The organism is Deltaproteobacteria bacterium, assembly GCA_026388415.1.
Lineage (GTDB): Bacteria > Desulfobacterota > Syntrophia > Syntrophales > JACQWR01 > JAPLJV01.
The window spans coordinates 1-14,952 of the sequence record JAPLJV010000024.1 but is presented as its reverse complement, the minus strand read 5'-3'; the positions used below and the strand labels follow the sequence as shown (position 1 = coordinate 14,952).

Below are 14,952 nucleotides of genomic sequence, written 5' to 3'. Positions count from 1 at the left end.
GAAGCGTAACGCACCGAATATTGGTGGGTTACGACAAAAACCCGCCTAACCCACCCTACATGATTGATACCGCATTGCTGGCAGATTGGAATAACATTGAGATTCATATTACTGCGCCGGACATTACGTGGAGAATGATAATGGCAAGCCGTGACAAGCAAATTTGGGAAGAGAATCGGACCATTGGCGGTGGCAGGGGCAATATCGTCATCTACCAACCTGGCGAAGGGGGGAGCGGACTGGAAGTGCGTCTGGAGCAGGAGTCTCTTTGGCTGAGCCTCAACCAGATCGCCGCGGTGTTCGAGCGAGATAAGTCCGTTATTTCCCGGCACCTGGGCAATATATTCCGTGAAGGCGAACTTGAGCGCGGAGCAACTGTTGCATTTTTTGCAACAGTTCAGGACGAAGGTGGGCGTAACGTCGAACGTAAGGTCGAGTATTTCAATCTCGACGCCATCCTTTCCGTCGGTTACCGTGTCAACTCCAAGCGTGGCACACAGTTCCGTATCTGGGCGACCGGAGTTTTACGCGAGCACCTGACGCGGGGGCTTACGATTAACCGTCAGCGGCTGGAAGAAAACGCACGGGAGATCGAGGCGGCGCTGGTACTGGTGCGGCAGGCCATTGCCAGCCCGCAGCTTACCACCGACATGGGCCGGGGGCTTGTCGAGGTGATTGCCCGTTACACCCAAACCTTTCTCTGGCTCCAGCGCTATGATGAAGGAATGCTCACGGAACCGAAGGGCGAGCCGGGCGGGATTCTGCTCACCCTCACTGAAGCCCGCGTAGCCGTCGCCCGGTTGCGAGAAGACCTGAGCTCTCGTCAGGAAGCAGGAGGCATGTTCGGGCAGGAGCGGGGTGATGCTCTATCGGCTATTCTGGGCATCCTGCAACAGAGCGTTTTCGGTCAGCCGGCCTATCCCAGCTTCGAGTCCAAGGCCGCCCATCTGCTGTATTTCATCATCAAGGATCATCCCTTCTCGGATGGCAATAAGCGCATCGGGGCCATGCTGTTTGTTGATTTCCTGAATCGTAACGGTCGGTTATTCCTGCCCTCCGGAGAAGTCATCATTAACGACATCGGCCTGGCGGCCCTGGCGCTCCTGACGGCGGAATCCAATCCTCGGGACAAGGACGTAATGATCCGGCTGACAATGAATATGCTGACGAGGGAGCGTCCATGTCACAAATAACCATCGTTCTGAGTTTTACCGGGCAGGAAGATTTCCCTGGCCTGCTTGAGGCCTTTCTTTACCTGCCTATGGTTAGCAGGATCATCGTCGTTGCTCCGGAAAATCCGGGGGTGCTGCCGGAACAGTGTGAATGGTTGGAGGAGGATGCACCTACGGCGGGCTCTGCCCTGAACCGCCTGCTGGCGATTGTTTATACGCCCTATCTGCTGTTTGTGCAGCCCCTGGCGGCCATAACTCTGGGGCCGCATTGCCTGGAACGCTTTGTGGAAGTTGCTGCCACGACGGGGGCCGGCATGGTTTACAGTGACTTTGAGGAAATGGTTGGTGGGGAGCGTCGGCCGCACTCGGTCAATGACTATCAACTGGGCAGTATCAGGGAAGAATTTGACTTTGGTCCACATACGCTTTGGACGGTTGCTGCTGCCCGTGACAGCGTCAACAAATGGGGAAGCCTGGCCGATGCCCCGGGGGTTGGGTGGTACGATCTGCGGCTCAAGGTTTCCCTGGATTATCCCCTTTTTCATATCCGCGAAGCGCTCTATGCCGTGACGGTAGGCGCAGCAACAGCCGGGCATTTTGCCTATGTGGATCCCCGGAATTACTTGCTCCAAAAAGAGCTCGAAGGCGTTGCCACGGAGCATTTAAAACGTCTTGGGGCCTTTCTGGAACCCGTATTCTGTGATTTGCCACCCGCACAGGAGAGCTTCCCGGTCGAGGCCAGCGTCGTCATTCCGGTGCGTAATCGGGAACATACGATTGCCGAGGCGGTCCAGAGCGCCCTGGCGCAGGAGACGGATTTTCCCTTTAACGTGCTCGTTGTGGACAACCATTCCACCGATGGCACGACGGCCGTCCTGGCAGCGATGGCAAAACAGCACGCCGCCCTGCGCCATATTGTTCCGTCGCGCCGGGATCTCAGTATCGGCGGCTGCTGGAATGAAGCGGTATTTGCATCGGACTGCGGTCGCTATGCCGTGCAGTTAGATTCCGACGACCTGTACGCCTCTCCCCATACGCTCGCAAAAATTGTGGATTTCCTGCGCAGCGGCCCTTACGCCGTGGTTATTGGCGCCTACACCTTGGTAAACGCCCGGCTCGAGGCAATACCGCCCGGGTTGATCGCCCACCGGGAATGGACGGATGACAACGGCCGCAACAACGCCTTGCGCATCAGCGGCCTCGGGGCGCCGCGCGCCTTCAATACGTCGGTGCTGCGTCATTTCCGCTTTCTGAATGTGGGTTATGGGGAAGATTATGCGATCGCCCTACGTCTTTCACGCCAGTACCAGATCGGCCGGATTTATGAGAACCTGTACTGGTGCCGACGGTGGGAAGGGAACTCCGATGCGGCCTTGGCGATAGAGCAGAAAAACCGGTATGACGCCTTCAAAGACCAGGTGCGCACGTTGGAGATTATGGGTCGGCAGGAACTGAATGGACAGGCTAAGCGTTGAGGTTCCTTTGCACAAGCGCGTTGAGCCCCCGTGTCGTTATTCCGCACTTGATATGCAGCCTGCCCCGTACTGGATACGGAGGGAATCAAGTTATATCAGCGGAGTCTGGATTCCGGCGTACGCCGGAATGACGTGATGACCGTATTTTGCAAAGATGGGAAATGCAGTGAAATTCAACGAACGCCGTATCTACGCCACCTTTGATGGTCGAAGCAGGACGCCCCTGCCGGCGCTTGCCGAGGCCCTGCTGAACCGGCAGCAAAGGGACTGGCCGCAGCTTGCCGCCGGCTATGCCGCGTTGGATATGCGGCGGGAGCGGTGGCTGACGGCTGGCGACCTGTCCGTTCTGCTGCAGTGCAATCCCCAGCGCGTCGTGAGCACCAGCGCCAATACTGATCCTGCCGCCATCAAGAGGCGGCCCTGTTTTTTGTGCCTTGCCAACCTGCCCGCCGGTCAGCAGGCCATCTTGTATCACCGCCACTTCTTCGTGTTGTGCAACCCCTTCCCGATTGTGTCGCGGCACTACACCATTGCCCATCGTGAGCACTTGCCGCAAGCGCTGCACGGGGTAATCCCGAAGCTCCTGCAGTTGGCCAGGGATTTTCATCCCGATTACGCCCTGCTGTACAACGGCCCACAGAGCGGCGCCTCTGCGCCCGATCACCGGCATTTTCAGGCCCTGCCCAAGGCGTCCATCCCGGCGCTGAACGAGGTGGGGCAGCATATTACCAAAGTGTGCGAAAAAAATGGGGTAGCGCTTTACAAGCAGATAGACGGCGCCCGCACCGCCTGGCAGGTGGAAGGAGAAAATGCCAAAGATATAGCGGTCTTGATGCGATTACTGCTCCGGGCCATGCGGCGCCTGCAAGCCCCGCTTGGGGACACCTTGCAAAAAAAGGTGTCCCCACTCCATGCAGAGCCAATGCTAAATCTGTTTTGCCTATATGCAGCAGGGCGCTGGCGGGTCATGATCTTTCCCCGTCGGCAGCATCGCCCCTCAGCCTATTACAAATCGGGAGAGGAGCAGATCCTGGTGAGCCCCGGCGCGGTGGATATGGGCGGTGTTTTGGTTCTGCCCCGGGAAGTGGATTACAACCGTCTTGATGCCGCCTTACTCATGAATATTTTTCAGGAAATATCCCTCGGAGAGGCGATCATGGATGAGATAGTGGCCGCGCTTTAATCTTTTCACAAGACCCGTGCCACCATGATGCCCAGGCGGGACTTCCTGTGCCGGAGATAGCGGTAGATGGTTTCTACGGAGATAATAACCTTGCCGGCCCGCTGCGAGGCATGGAGAAGATGGAGCCCCCGCCGCAGATGGACGGCCAGGCCCACATGGACCACATCGAGTCCCGCAATCGAGGTGGTAATGGCAATCAGATCGCCGTTTTTGATCTTGTGGCTGCACGCCGGCACGGATGTTTTGGGGATATGGTGGTAAGAGCGCGCCGAGCAGATTTTTTCTATTTGCTGCAGGCGGCGATAAGTGGCGGGGGAAGCCAGCGCCGGGTACTGGTCCCGATGGACCGTCATAAAGTTGAATTCCTTGTGCCAGGGGATCCCGCCGAGGGCCGGGGTGATGTCCTGCAGGAAGCCCCCGGACTGGTTATCATAAAGCCAGTCGGAAAAATAATGCAGCCGGGCGGCGTAGCCATCCAGGCAGCCTTGACGGTACCGGATGGCCTGCAGCGCCGCCTTGAATGCCGGCCAGTTGGTCTGGCCCGTCCTGATCAGCCTGGCCAGCACGACCGTATTTTCCACCAAAGTAAAGCAGTCTAATTGCCGGAGGTTGACAACCAACTTTTCCCCTTCCTCCTGCTCCAGAGTGCGGGGAGCAAAGGGTGTGTCCAGGAAAAAGGTCCCCACGGCCAGCAGCAGTGCTCCCAGGTCATCAGGAAACCTGCCGGGCTTTTGGACCGCCTGGATCAGGGCGTGAAAAATCTCATGATCTTCAGAAACCGAGAGCAAAATCATTCCCTCCCGTTTGGCACGTTGCCAACCGATAGCATCAATACTTGCCATTTTCAACAGTTGCCTTATAATAGCTTGCCTGTCCGGCAACGCCGCCTGACTCGCTGCCCGTGGAGAGCACACTGATGGAAGATAATAAGCAAACCAGCCCGGACGAAATTATTGTGGACAGCCGGCTCAGTTTCCAGGCCGCCCTTGCCGGTACGGCGGCGCCGCCGGTCATCACTAAGGAATTATGCCTGCTTGAGGTCCGCTATTGGTCCTTCGACGGGAGATTGCACCAGGGGCAATTAGTAGTTAACCAGCGCCTGCAGGAAGAGCTGGCAGATATTTTTGCCATCATCAGGGCGGCGCGCTTCCCCGTGGCCAAGGTTATTCCTGTAGTGTATTACGGCTGGTCCGATGAGGCCTCCATGGCGGATAATAATACTTCGGCCTTCAATTACCGCCTGATAGCCGGCGCCACCAGGCTATCGCGCCATGCCACCGGGCAGGCCATAGACATCAATCCCCGCCAGAATCCCGTCATCTATGCCGATGGCGTCTCACTACCCCCGGGCGCCGTGTATGCCCCGCAGGCTCCAGGCACGCTCAGCCCGGATAGCGCCATCATGCAAGCATTGCTGTCGCGAGGCTGGCAGTGGGGCGGAGATTTTCAGGGCTTGAAGGATTATCATCACCTGGAGAAACTCCTTTAATTCCATTCCTAAATCAAAGCGCTATCTTTGTTGACGTCGTCGTCGGCTTCCTCGACGTATGTACAATACGCCTCGTCGCCTCCTCCTTGCCGCCTCGATATCATCTTTGATTTAGAAATGGAATAAGCAGGCCGGCGGCGCCCAGGGCCAGATACTACTCAGGGCGTTTTTTTACTGTAGAATTTAATGAGAAAGTCCGTATCAAGCGGGGAAAGGTCAAATTTAAAAACGGCCGTTTCAATGAGTTTCGTGCGCGCTTGTTCGGGGTCTGCTTCCAGGTTGTCGGATATCCATTTTACGGCTTTGCGGATATCGTCTCCTGAGGGCATCACTGCTGACATAACACCACTCCTTTTTTCTGTGAGATGGGTAACATAATGATCCGTTACGTGTCAGACTTCAACCATATTTTGCGCCGATAGTAAAGGTAAATTCTGAATAATTGGGGACAGCCACTCATTTCATACCTTCTTCACCTGTTCCCGATGGCCAAGAATAATTAGTGGCTGTCGCCAATTATCGCCAATATTTCATTGACATGCCAGACGGACTTCCCTATACTTCCGCCGGTAAAATGAAGAACCAATAAAATATTTTTCCTGATAAAGGCAATGATTATGAAGCAGATGCAATCTTCAGACAGTTCACGAAGTTTCGGCAGGGGAAAGGGGAGCCTGCAATGTTAAACGATCAGAGCGCCCTGGTAAAAGAGTTCCAGGCGCAATTTGCCAAGAAGGTAAGAGAGAGTGAGATAGAGAGCCTGGAGTACTGGAAAGAGCTGTTAGACAAGTTGCTCATCGCGAAGCCCGAAGGAGTGGCGGCCCTCCAGGCCCAGGTCAAGAAGGTCGCCAACATGATGGGAACGCGGATCAACACTTTGAAAAGAACATGAAAGATATCGCTAATTTTCTCTTTGAAGTCGGCATGCTGAAAAAAACGCCGCGCTCGGGTTTCCAGTTTCTCGGTTCCGGAGGGGAATCGGTTGCCGAGCATGTATCCCGGACCATCTTCATCGGCTACACCTTGAGCAAGCTGGAAGGCGACGTTGATGAACTGCGGCTGCTTAAGATGTGCCTTTTTCATGACCTGCCGGAAACAAGAACCGGCGATATGAACTACGTCAACAAAAGATATGTCGCCGTGGATGAGAAGAAAGCCGTTAAGGATCTGGCCGATACCCTGTTCTTCGGCGCTGAAATGGCGGCGGTCATCAGCGAATTTAATGAGAAAAAGAGCCTGGAGGCGCTTCTGGCGCACGACGCCGACCAGTTGTCCCTGATTCTCCAGTTGAAAGAATGCGGGGATCTGGGGAACAAATACAGCCAGGAGTGGATCTGCTATGCCCTGAAAAGGCTCAACACGGAGACGGCAAAAAAATTGGCCGCCGAGATCCTGGCGACCGATTCCTCGGAATGGTGGTTTCAGGATAAAAGCGACTGGTGGGTAAACGGTAAAAATTGAATGACGAAAGGGCAAAGGGGGTTATTCCGCTGAACAGGGGGAAGACTCACTACAGGATTATCAGGCATGGCTACAAAAAAGCAAAAACGCACCACTGATATAAAGACCAAAAAACAGAAAAAAAGCACCCGGCTGGTGATCCTGGCCGCCATCACATTGACCGTGTTTGGATCGCTGATATTCTTGTTTGTCACTCTTTTCGACTCCCTCTATCCTCCCGTGACGGGCAAGGGAGGGACGGCAGCCAAGAGAGAAAAATGGTTAGTGACGCTCTATTTTTCCGATGCCAACGAACGTTTCCTGGCCCCGGAGAAGAGACAAATCCTGAAGGAAAAAGACACGGCCGGGCAGGCGCGGGAACTGGTAAAGGCCTTGCTGCAAGGTTCCAAGACCCAGCTCGTCAGTACCTTCCCGGCCCACACGGATATGCAGAACGTTAAAATCGAAGCCGGCGGGAAGATTTATGTCAGTTTCAACAAAAGCTTCGTCAAGAATCACCCGAAAGGCAGCACCAGTGAAATGGCCACCATCTATTCCCTGACCAATACCCTGACGGCCAACCTCCCCGACCTCAAGGAAGTAACGCTTTTGGTAGATGGCAAAGAACTATCCTCTATCGGGGGACACGTAGATACCCGGCATCCCTTTACAGCCAACAAGGACCTGCTGGCGCCTCAGGGGCAGATTTAAATCTGTCCCCGTAAAAACAACGCGCTCCGGCAGATTTTTTCCATACAGGTGGCTTCATGGCGCAAAAAACGAAACTCTCCCTTACCCGCAATATCGGTATTGTCGCGCATATTGACGCCGGCAAGACGACGGTGACGGAGAGGATCCTCTACTACACGGGGAAGTCCTACAAGATGGGAGAGGTCCATGACGGCGCCGCGGTGATGGACTGGATGCCCCAGGAACAGGAAAGGGGCATAACCATCACCTCGGCTGTGACCACTTGCGACTGGGGAAAGCACGAAATTCACATAATTGACACCCCGGGCCATGTGGATTTTACCATCGAGGTGGAGCGTAGCCTGCGTGTCCTGGATGGGGCAGTGGTCGTTTTCTGTGCCGTCGGCGGAGTGGAGCCGCAGTCCGAAACGGTCTGGCATCAGGCGGACAAGTACGCCGTGCCGAAGATCGCCTTCATCAACAAGATGGACCGGGTGGGGGCCGATTTCTGGGGAACCATCGCCATGATGAAAGAACGCTTCAACTCCCTCCCGATAGCTGTCCAGATGCCCCTGGGTCGGGAAGAGCGATTTGGCGGCGTCATTGATCTGATCGAGCAGCAACTGATTACCTGGGAAGATAACACCCAGGGGGCATCCTATCAGGCAGGTGATATCCCGCCGGAAATAGATGATGCACTGGCGGATAAATACTTAAGCGGCCTCGATATTTCTGCCGGTGAAATCAAGGCCTCGCTGCGTCAGGCCACTCTGGACTTGAAAGTAGTGCCCGTCTTATGCGGCGCCGCCCTGAGAAATAAAGGCATTCAGCCCATTCTGGACGGGGTCGTGGATTATCTGCCATCACCGCTGGATGTCCCGCCGATTAAGGGCACCAATCCCGTGACCAGGCAGGAAGAAAGCCGTTCCAGCAGCGATAAGGAGCCGTTGGCGGCCCTGGCCTTCAAGATCATGCAGGATGAAGGCCGCAAGTTAACCTACCTGAGGATCTATTCGGGGCGAGTGCAATCGGGCGCCGACCTTTATAATGCCACCAAAGGGAAGAAGGAGAAGGTGGCCCGTTTGCTCAAGATGCATGCCAACAAGCGGGAAAGAATCGAGCAGGCCGGGGCGGGGGAGATCGTAGCCGTCGTGGGCCTGAAAGAGACCACGACGGGAGACACCATCTGCGACGAGGCCCATCCGATCCTCCTGGAACCGATTGAATTTTACGAACCAGTCATCAGTCAGGCGATCGAGGCCAAAACCTCGGCCGATCAGGAGAAATTATTGCCCGCCCTGGCCAAGCTCATGGAAGAAGACCCGACCCTCAAGGTGAAATACAATGATGAAACGGCCCAGACGGTAATTTCCGGCATGGGAGAGCTCCACCTGGATATTATCATTGACCGCCTGAACAGGGAATTCAATGCCCATGTCAACGTAGGCCAACCGCGCGTCGTCTATCGTGAAACCATCCAGAAACCGGCGGAAGTGGAAAATTTCTTTGAAAAGGAGCTGGGGGAGAAGAAACACTTCGGTCATGTGCGCATTCAGATTGAACCGGCCCCCCGGGGTCGCGGCAACGAGATAATCTGGAAGACAGACAACGGACTGCCGTCCTTATCCGAGGAATATCAGGCAGCGATCGCCGAAGGCATCGAGGAAGCCCTGCAAAGCGGCGTTCTGGGCGGTTATCCCATCGTGGACATCAAGATAATCATCAAGGGCGGTTCTTTGCGGGAAGGTGAATCATCGCCGCTGGCCTACAAGATTGCCGCCTCCACGGCCATTAAAGACGCCTGTTTACAGGCCTCGCCGGTCCTTTTGGAACCGATCATGCTGGTGGATATCATTACCCCGGCCGAGTTTATGGGCGAGGTGATCGGCGACATCAACGCCCGCCGGGGCGAGATTCAGGCCGTTTCTCCGCGCGGGGCCATCAGTGAAATAAAGGCCAGGGTGCCTCTCAAGGCGATGTTTGGCTATTCCACCGACCTGCGCTCGGCCACGCAAGGCCGGGCCATCTTCAGCATGCTGTTTTCCACTTATGACCACCGGTGAATGTTTTTGTAAAGTCAGATAATAATGGCTATTATATCAAAATACTTAAGATATTTATCGCTACTGTGCCGGGAGCACTTCTTCCAGTTGCTGGTTGTGGCACTCGTGGTTATTTTCCTGAGCGCGGGCGGCGTGTTTTACTTTGAACACGTCCGCAGTGATTCCAATATCTATTCTCTATGGGATGGCATCTGGTGGGCAGTTGTGACCATGGCGACCGTTGGCTACGGCGACAAATATCCCGTCTCGCTGGGCGGCCGGCTGGTGGGATTGGTCCTGATCTGTTCCGGTGTGGGGCTCATGTCCCTGCTCACGGCCACCATTGCCTCCATGTTTGTGGAAAAGAAGCTGAAGGAGGGAAAAGGCTTGGAAACTATCAAAGAAAAGGATCATATCGTCATTTGTGGCTGGAATCAGCACACGGAAGAGGTTTTGCAGGGATTGGCTACTTTTGTCATTGCCAAAGAAACAGGCATCGTGCTGATCAACGCACTTTCCATTGACGAGGTTGACTCCCTCAAGCTCAGGTATGCCAAACATAACCTCAAATTCCTCCGCGGCAATTATGTCCATGAAGACGTTCTGTTACGGGCCAATATTACCAAGGCGAAATTTGCCTTAATTATGGCGGATACTTCCGGAACGCACGCCAAGGACCGATTGGATGAGCGCACCATGTTGGCGGCCATGGCTATAAAATCGCTCGCCCCCTCTATCAAGACCATCGCCGAACTTCTGGACGTCGAAAACAAGCCGCACTTGAAGAGAGCCAACGTAGATGAAATTATTGTCCGCGGGGAACATGTCGGATCTCTTTTGGCCAGTGCTATCAACTCGCCCGGCATACCGCGCCTGTTTTCCAGCATGCTGTCCCTGGGCGACAGCAACAAACTGTGGCGTGCTGAGATACCCAGGCAGTTTATCGGCAGGACTTTCGGTGAACTATTTCGTTATTACCGTGAAAAGCAGCAGGCCATCCTGATCGGTTTTCTGCAGGAAAAAAAATCTGTCCGGCTGAACGATCTCCTGGCAAATGACTCCTCGGCAATTGATGTCTTTATCAGAGAAAAACTCAAGGAGGCCAATAGGGAATTTTTGCATGAAAAAGAAGAAACCAGGTTAATTATCAATCCGGAAGACGGATACTTGATCAGCGGGGAGGACTTTGCCGTTCTGCTTTGCCGGACCATGCCCCCGCACCAGAAGATTTAGCAATGGAGCCTTGAAATGGAAATGAATATCCCCCTTTTGCAAGAGACGGAACTTTTTAAAGGTTTATCGCCCGATCAGATCGGGAAAGTTCTGAATATCTGCCGCACCGTCCGCTTTTCCGCAAGTGATATAATCATGAAAGAGGGGGAGATGGGCGACAGCATGTACATTATCCTGCAAGGAACCGTGGAGGTAATCAAAAGGCTCATTTTGGCCGGTATGGACGATGACGAAAGCGCCGATAAGAACAAGGTCTTCACCCGTCTTGATGCCGCCGGTCGGCATCCCGTCTTTGGAGAAATAGCGTTGCTGCAGGAATTGAAGAGGACCGCCACCGTCCGCGCCGTAACTGACTGTAACCTTTACGAAATAAAAAAAGCAGACTTTTTGAAGCTGGCGGAATCAGATTTTGAATTCGGATATCGTATTTTACTGAATATGGCCGGCATTGTAAGCGAACGCTTGAGAAAAGCTGATGAAGATACGGTCAAACTGACGACCGTGCTGAGTATGATTCTAAAGGAATCATGAAAGATTTATGACTACCTTGACTTCAATTCCCAACGACCCCCGCCGTGCTGCCACTCCGCTCCTGGATAAAGATAAATTGCTCAAAAGCATTTTCAGTATCAGCAAACTTCTGACCGCCCCCTCCCATCTGGATGAAGTGCTTTCCAAAATCCTCGATGAGCTGGTAGAGGCAATCGGGTTTGATCGTGGCATCATTCGCCTTTTTGATAAAAGTAAGCGCTACCTTAAAACATACGTGGTAAAAAATTTCAGTCCGGAAGAGGACAAAGAGGCCTTTGACCGGGCGCTGGACATTCAGGAATACGACTGCATTCCCGCCAAGGTTGCGAAAACCGGCCAGTTGATTGCCATTGAAGATGCGGCCACAGATCCCCGGGTAACTGAAATAGACCGTAAGCGGACCAAGATCTATGACCGGGGTTCCATTTTTTGCGCCCCCCTCAAAATTGGCGACGAAGTAATCGGCACCGTTGTTGCGTGGCGCAAGGAAAAAACGAAATTCTTCCCGGAAGAAATAAGCCTGCTTTTGACCTTTGCCAGTCAAATGAGTATCATCATCTATAATACCCGGCTTTTTGAAAATGATACGGAAAAAATACGCCAACTGATGGTCCTGCAGGAAGCGGTCTCGGAAATGAATTTAAGTGGCATTCAAAGCGAGCGCATCCCCGGAATTCTGATTACCAATGCCGTTAAGATGATGAAAGTAAGCAAGGCCCTGCTTTATCTCCCCGGAAGAAAAGATGAGCCCTGCCTCGTCCATGAAAATGGTGAGCTTATGCCCGGCAATATTGATGAATACCAGGGCAAAATCGAAAAAAGCATCATCAAGAAAGCCATGGACACCAATATGGTGCTCAGGAAGCAGGCGTCGTCGCTACTCCCTTCCGCAGTGCCGGTGTTTAGCGACCATACCTCGGAAATTGCCTTCCCGATCCGCATCAAAGAAAGGGTACAGGGTGTTCTCTACCTGGCCAATGAGTCTGGCAGCTTCGCAGAAGAACAGGTCAAAATTCTCGATGTCCTGGTGAGTAATGCCGCCACTTCTTACGACAACGCCATGTTGCACACCATGCTTTCCGAGGAGGCAATATCCCTGAAGACGGAAGTGGACAATCTCAAGGAAAGAGAGGACAGGCTGCTGGGATTCCACAATATCCTCGGCAAATCAAATAAAATACTGAGTATTTTTCATACGATCGAGGAGGTTGCCGGTCATAACACCAGCATCCTGATCCGTGGCGCCAGTGGTACGGGGAAAGAATTATTGGCCAGGGCAATCCACAAACAAAGTAACCGCCGTTCCAAACATTTTGTTGATGTCAATTGCGCGGCCATTCCCGGAACGCTGCTGGAAAGCGAGTTATTCGGTTACGAGGCGGGCGCTTTTACGGACGCCCGGAAAAAGAAAATCGGCCTACTGGAATACGCGACCGGAGGCACGCTCTTGCTGGATGAAATTGGCGAAATGACCATGCCGCTGCAGGCAAAATTTCTCCGCGTCCTGGAAGACGGCTATGTCCGCCGTCTGGGCGGCACAGATAACATCCCGATAGATGTCCGCTTTATCTTTTCCACCAACCGTGATTTGAACCGCATGGTTGCCGAAGGCGCCTTTCGCGAAGATCTTTATTACCGTATCAGTGTCGTCCCTATTTTTGTCCCGCTCTTAAGGGAAAGAAGCGAGGACATCATTATCTTGGCCCAATATTTCGTGGAGGAATTCAATAATAAATTCGGCAAAAAGGTCACCGGATTCAGCAAGGAAGCGGCTCAAACCCTGCTCAACTATCCCTGGCCAGGAAATGTCCGGGAACTGAAGAACATCATCGAACGCGTGATGATCGTTCAGGATATGAAAACCATCATCACCCCGGAATACCTGCCGGCGGAGATCAAGGCAACCGCTACCCAGGAAAAAGATCAATTCTCCCTTTATAATTTCTCACCCGTCTTAACGACCGAAGGTATAGATTTCGACGCCGTGACCGAAAGAATCACCAAGGATGTCAAAGAAAAAATCATCGCCAAAGCCATGGAGCTCAGCGGCGGTAATAAGAGCAAGGCTTCTCAGCTGTTGGGTATTTCCCGATACAAACTGCTGCGGGAACTAAAAAAAGAGGCATTTAATCACCTTTAATTATTGACGCTTTTCAATGCTTCCCTATTCCCAGCGGTCACTGTGCGCTATATGCACATAGCGTGCGTTTTAAGCACAAAGGAAAATATAGCTATAATGTAACATTTTTTTTATAAATAAGATAAATGTTGCGTGCATATTACGCACACATTTATAGTCTAATATTTATAGATGGACGATCGGCAAGCTTATTTATTTATTTTTTATTATCACAATACACTGCAATCATTAATATATTATTAATAACGAGCCCACCGAAAAACTGTTTTCCATTGTTGGCATCTATGTTGCACTCTTCCCCGATGCGAAAGACGATGTGCTTAATAAGGCCTTTTAAAGCGTTTTAAGTCGGCGGGTGGTTTTATTACCCTCCTCTCCACCCGCCGACCCCCCCTTGCAGATAATCTGAAAGCTGGTGGGATAAGCTTTCAGTATACATAAAGGTGGATGGCGGGGATTTATTCCTTGCCATCCATTTTTTTGTTTCTTAGACAATATGATGCGGTATCAGTGGAGCTACTATTCTTGCTATGCGTAATCACTGGAAGCTTTGGCTTCCTATGCCAATAGTTAAGTGTACTGTCCCCAGAATTTATGGCGTTGTCGTTGAGATAACTAAAATCCTATCATAAACCTTACGCCGATTTCTGTAGAGTTATTTTTGGGTTCGTATATGCCAAGTCCGGTGGGGGCTCCATTAAAGGTCAATGGTTGAACGTCCGAATCGGCAATATTCCAATACCTTATGAAGGGTTCTATAAAATAAAATACCCGATCTGTTTGTTTCTTGATGATTATAGATCCTCTTGCGCCATAACCACTGTTCTGGTGATTTTCAATGTCATTAAGGCCGGCTAAAAAACTGCTCTCATAGCTTTTTTGCATTCCTTGCCAAAAATAATCATATTCCAGAATCACACCGGCAGACCAACCTTTATCGAAAACATTTACCGCTTCGATACCAATTGGGCTATAATAATAATTTGATTCTCTTAAGTATCCTCCAGCGCCTGTTGAAGTGATTCTTCCGGACCCATCATCTTTTAAATATCTGTACCCAAAACCGATGAATGGCGTCATCGTGAATGAACTTCCGATTTTAAAGTCGTAGCCTCCAAGCGTCCTGATTTCAAATATGCTATCGTCTATATTATCAAGGGTGCCTGAATTTTGGTAGTCTACCTGTCCATAACTGTATCTGCCCGCAACCTTAATCATGACGCCATTGTGATAAATATAGGCCGCACCAATTCCATACATTGTTCCCTTTTGACTCATGACATCGGGTTCTTTATACTCAATGATCGATATTTCCGGCCCAATTTCCCAAGCGTGCCGTGCGTCTCGTGAAACCTTATCTACTATGGGCGTCTTAGATTCCAGTTTTGCATCAACGTCAATATCTTTTAAAAAACGGGCCACTTCGTCGAAGTTACGGGATATTATTTTGCCGTCTTTCGTTTCAATGTGGATATCGTAAACGTTCATTTTAATAACTCTTCCGTATATGATGCTCCCATCTTTAAATTCCGCACCGACAATGTTTCCGGTTTGTGC

General features: G+C 52.1%; 14 protein-coding genes. 11 read left to right on the top strand and 3 right to left on the bottom strand.

Going from position 1 to position 14,952, the window contains the following annotated elements:
- The first annotated feature begins 140 nt into the window (after nucleotides 1-140).
- From NT140_05835 to NT140_05825, 3 genes are all read left to right on the top strand, one after another.
- Complete coding sequence (locus NT140_05835) at nucleotides 141-1,193, top strand: virulence protein RhuM/Fic/DOC family protein (protein ID MCX5831393.1); 1,053 nt, start codon at nucleotides 141-143, stop codon at nucleotides 1,191-1,193.
- The gene (locus NT140_05830; protein ID MCX5831392.1) at nucleotides 1,181-2,647 is read left to right on the top strand and encodes a glycosyltransferase family A protein; all 1,467 of its coding nucleotides are present in this window, start codon (nucleotides 1,181-1,183) and stop codon (nucleotides 2,645-2,647) included. The genes NT140_05835 and NT140_05830 overlap by 13 nt, the downstream gene beginning before the upstream one ends.
- Before the next feature lie 166 nt (nucleotides 2,648-2,813).
- Entirely contained in the window at nucleotides 2,814-3,830 is a 1,017-nt protein-coding gene (locus NT140_05825) for a DUF4922 domain-containing protein (protein MCX5831391.1), read from the top strand.
- A 5-nt stretch (nucleotides 3,831-3,835) separates the two neighbouring features.
- Here the strand turns inward: NT140_05825 and NT140_05820 are convergent, their stop codons facing one another.
- Nucleotides 3,836-4,672 carry a DUF1460 domain-containing protein gene (locus tag NT140_05820; protein MCX5831390.1) on the bottom strand — a complete coding sequence of 279 codons (837 nt, stop codon included), beginning with the start codon at nucleotides 4,670-4,672 and terminating at the stop codon, nucleotides 3,836-3,838.
- A 74-nt stretch (nucleotides 4,673-4,746) separates the two neighbouring features.
- On the opposite strand from NT140_05820, the gene NT140_05815 reads away from it, so the two are divergent.
- Nucleotides 4,747-5,319 carry a M15 family metallopeptidase gene (locus tag NT140_05815; GenBank protein ID MCX5831389.1) on the top strand — a complete coding sequence of 191 codons (573 nt, stop codon included), beginning with the start codon at nucleotides 4,747-4,749 and terminating at the stop codon, nucleotides 5,317-5,319.
- Nucleotides 5,320-5,477: 158 nt separating this feature from the next.
- On the opposite strand, the gene NT140_05810 is transcribed toward NT140_05815, so the two are convergent.
- Nucleotides 5,478-5,660, bottom strand: coding sequence for a hypothetical protein (locus NT140_05810; GenBank protein MCX5831388.1), 183 nt, complete (start codon nucleotides 5,658-5,660; stop codon nucleotides 5,478-5,480).
- Between the two features lie 338 nt (nucleotides 5,661-5,998).
- On the opposite strand from NT140_05810, the gene NT140_05805 reads away from it, so the two are divergent.
- The 7 genes from NT140_05805 to NT140_05775 all read left to right on the top strand — a co-directional run bounded on the left by NT140_05805 (nucleotide 5,999) and on the right by NT140_05775 (nucleotide 13,395).
- Entirely contained in the window at nucleotides 5,999-6,211 is a 213-nt protein-coding gene (locus tag NT140_05805; protein ID MCX5831387.1) for a hypothetical protein, read from the top strand.
- Nucleotides 6,208-6,780: an HD domain-containing protein gene (locus NT140_05800; protein ID MCX5831386.1), complete on the top strand. Its 573-nt coding sequence runs from the start codon at nucleotides 6,208-6,210 to the stop codon at nucleotides 6,778-6,780. The genes NT140_05805 and NT140_05800 overlap by 4 nt, the downstream gene beginning before the upstream one ends.
- 66 nt (nucleotides 6,781-6,846) lie before the next feature.
- A complete protein-coding gene (locus NT140_05795) occupies nucleotides 6,847-7,470 on the top strand; it encodes a GerMN domain-containing protein (GenBank protein ID MCX5831385.1) in 624 nt (207 codons plus the stop codon).
- A 56-nt stretch (nucleotides 7,471-7,526) separates the two neighbouring features.
- Entirely contained in the window at nucleotides 7,527-9,512 is a 1,986-nt protein-coding gene (gene fusA / locus NT140_05790; protein ID MCX5831384.1) for an elongation factor G, read from the top strand.
- Nucleotides 9,513-9,536: 24 nt separating this feature from the next.
- On the top strand, nucleotides 9,537-10,724 hold the full coding sequence (locus NT140_05785) for an ion channel (GenBank protein MCX5831383.1): 1,188 nt from the start codon (nucleotides 9,537-9,539) through the stop codon (nucleotides 10,722-10,724).
- A 15-nt stretch (nucleotides 10,725-10,739) separates the two neighbouring features.
- On the top strand, nucleotides 10,740-11,255 hold the full coding sequence (locus NT140_05780; protein ID MCX5831382.1) for a cyclic nucleotide-binding domain-containing protein: 516 nt from the start codon (nucleotides 10,740-10,742) through the stop codon (nucleotides 11,253-11,255).
- Nucleotides 11,256-11,262: 7 nt separating this feature from the next.
- Nucleotides 11,263-13,395 carry a sigma 54-interacting transcriptional regulator gene (locus NT140_05775; protein ID MCX5831381.1) on the top strand — a complete coding sequence of 711 codons (2,133 nt, stop codon included), beginning with the start codon at nucleotides 11,263-11,265 and terminating at the stop codon, nucleotides 13,393-13,395.
- Nucleotides 13,396-14,010: 615 nt separating this feature from the next.
- On the opposite strand, the gene NT140_05770 is transcribed toward NT140_05775, so the two are convergent.
- A partial coding sequence (locus NT140_05770; GenBank protein MCX5831380.1) for a hypothetical protein occupies nucleotides 14,011-14,952 on the bottom strand: 942 nt, incomplete at its 5' end.

Bases quoted from the DNA above. Each gene is read 5' to 3' on its own strand.
- fusA (MCX5831384.1), top strand. From the start codon at position 7,527: ATGGCGCAAAAAACGAAACTCTCCCTTACCCGCAATATCGGTATTGTC.
- NT140_05810 (MCX5831388.1), bottom strand. From the start codon at position 5,660: ATGTCAGCAGTGATGCCCTCAGGAGACGATATCCGCAAAGCCGTAAAA.
- NT140_05795 (MCX5831385.1), top strand. From the start codon at position 6,847: ATGGCTACAAAAAAGCAAAAACGCACCACTGATATAAAGACCAAAAAA.
- NT140_05815 (MCX5831389.1), top strand. From the start codon at position 4,747: ATGGAAGATAATAAGCAAACCAGCCCGGACGAAATTATTGTGGACAGC.
- NT140_05820 (MCX5831390.1), bottom strand. From the start codon at position 4,672: ATGGCAAGTATTGATGCTATCGGTTGGCAACGTGCCAAACGGGAGGGA.
- NT140_05800 (MCX5831386.1), top strand. From the start codon at position 6,208: ATGAAAGATATCGCTAATTTTCTCTTTGAAGTCGGCATGCTGAAAAAA.
- NT140_05830 (MCX5831392.1), top strand. From the start codon at position 1,181: ATGTCACAAATAACCATCGTTCTGAGTTTTACCGGGCAGGAAGATTTC.
- NT140_05785 (MCX5831383.1), top strand. From the start codon at position 9,537: ATGGCTATTATATCAAAATACTTAAGATATTTATCGCTACTGTGCCGG.
- NT140_05835 (MCX5831393.1), top strand. From the start codon at position 141: ATGGCAAGCCGTGACAAGCAAATTTGGGAAGAGAATCGGACCATTGGC.
- NT140_05775 (MCX5831381.1), top strand. From the start codon at position 11,263: ATGACTACCTTGACTTCAATTCCCAACGACCCCCGCCGTGCTGCCACT.
- NT140_05805 (MCX5831387.1), top strand. From the start codon at position 5,999: ATGTTAAACGATCAGAGCGCCCTGGTAAAAGAGTTCCAGGCGCAATTT.
- NT140_05780 (MCX5831382.1), top strand. From the start codon at position 10,740: ATGGAAATGAATATCCCCCTTTTGCAAGAGACGGAACTTTTTAAAGGT.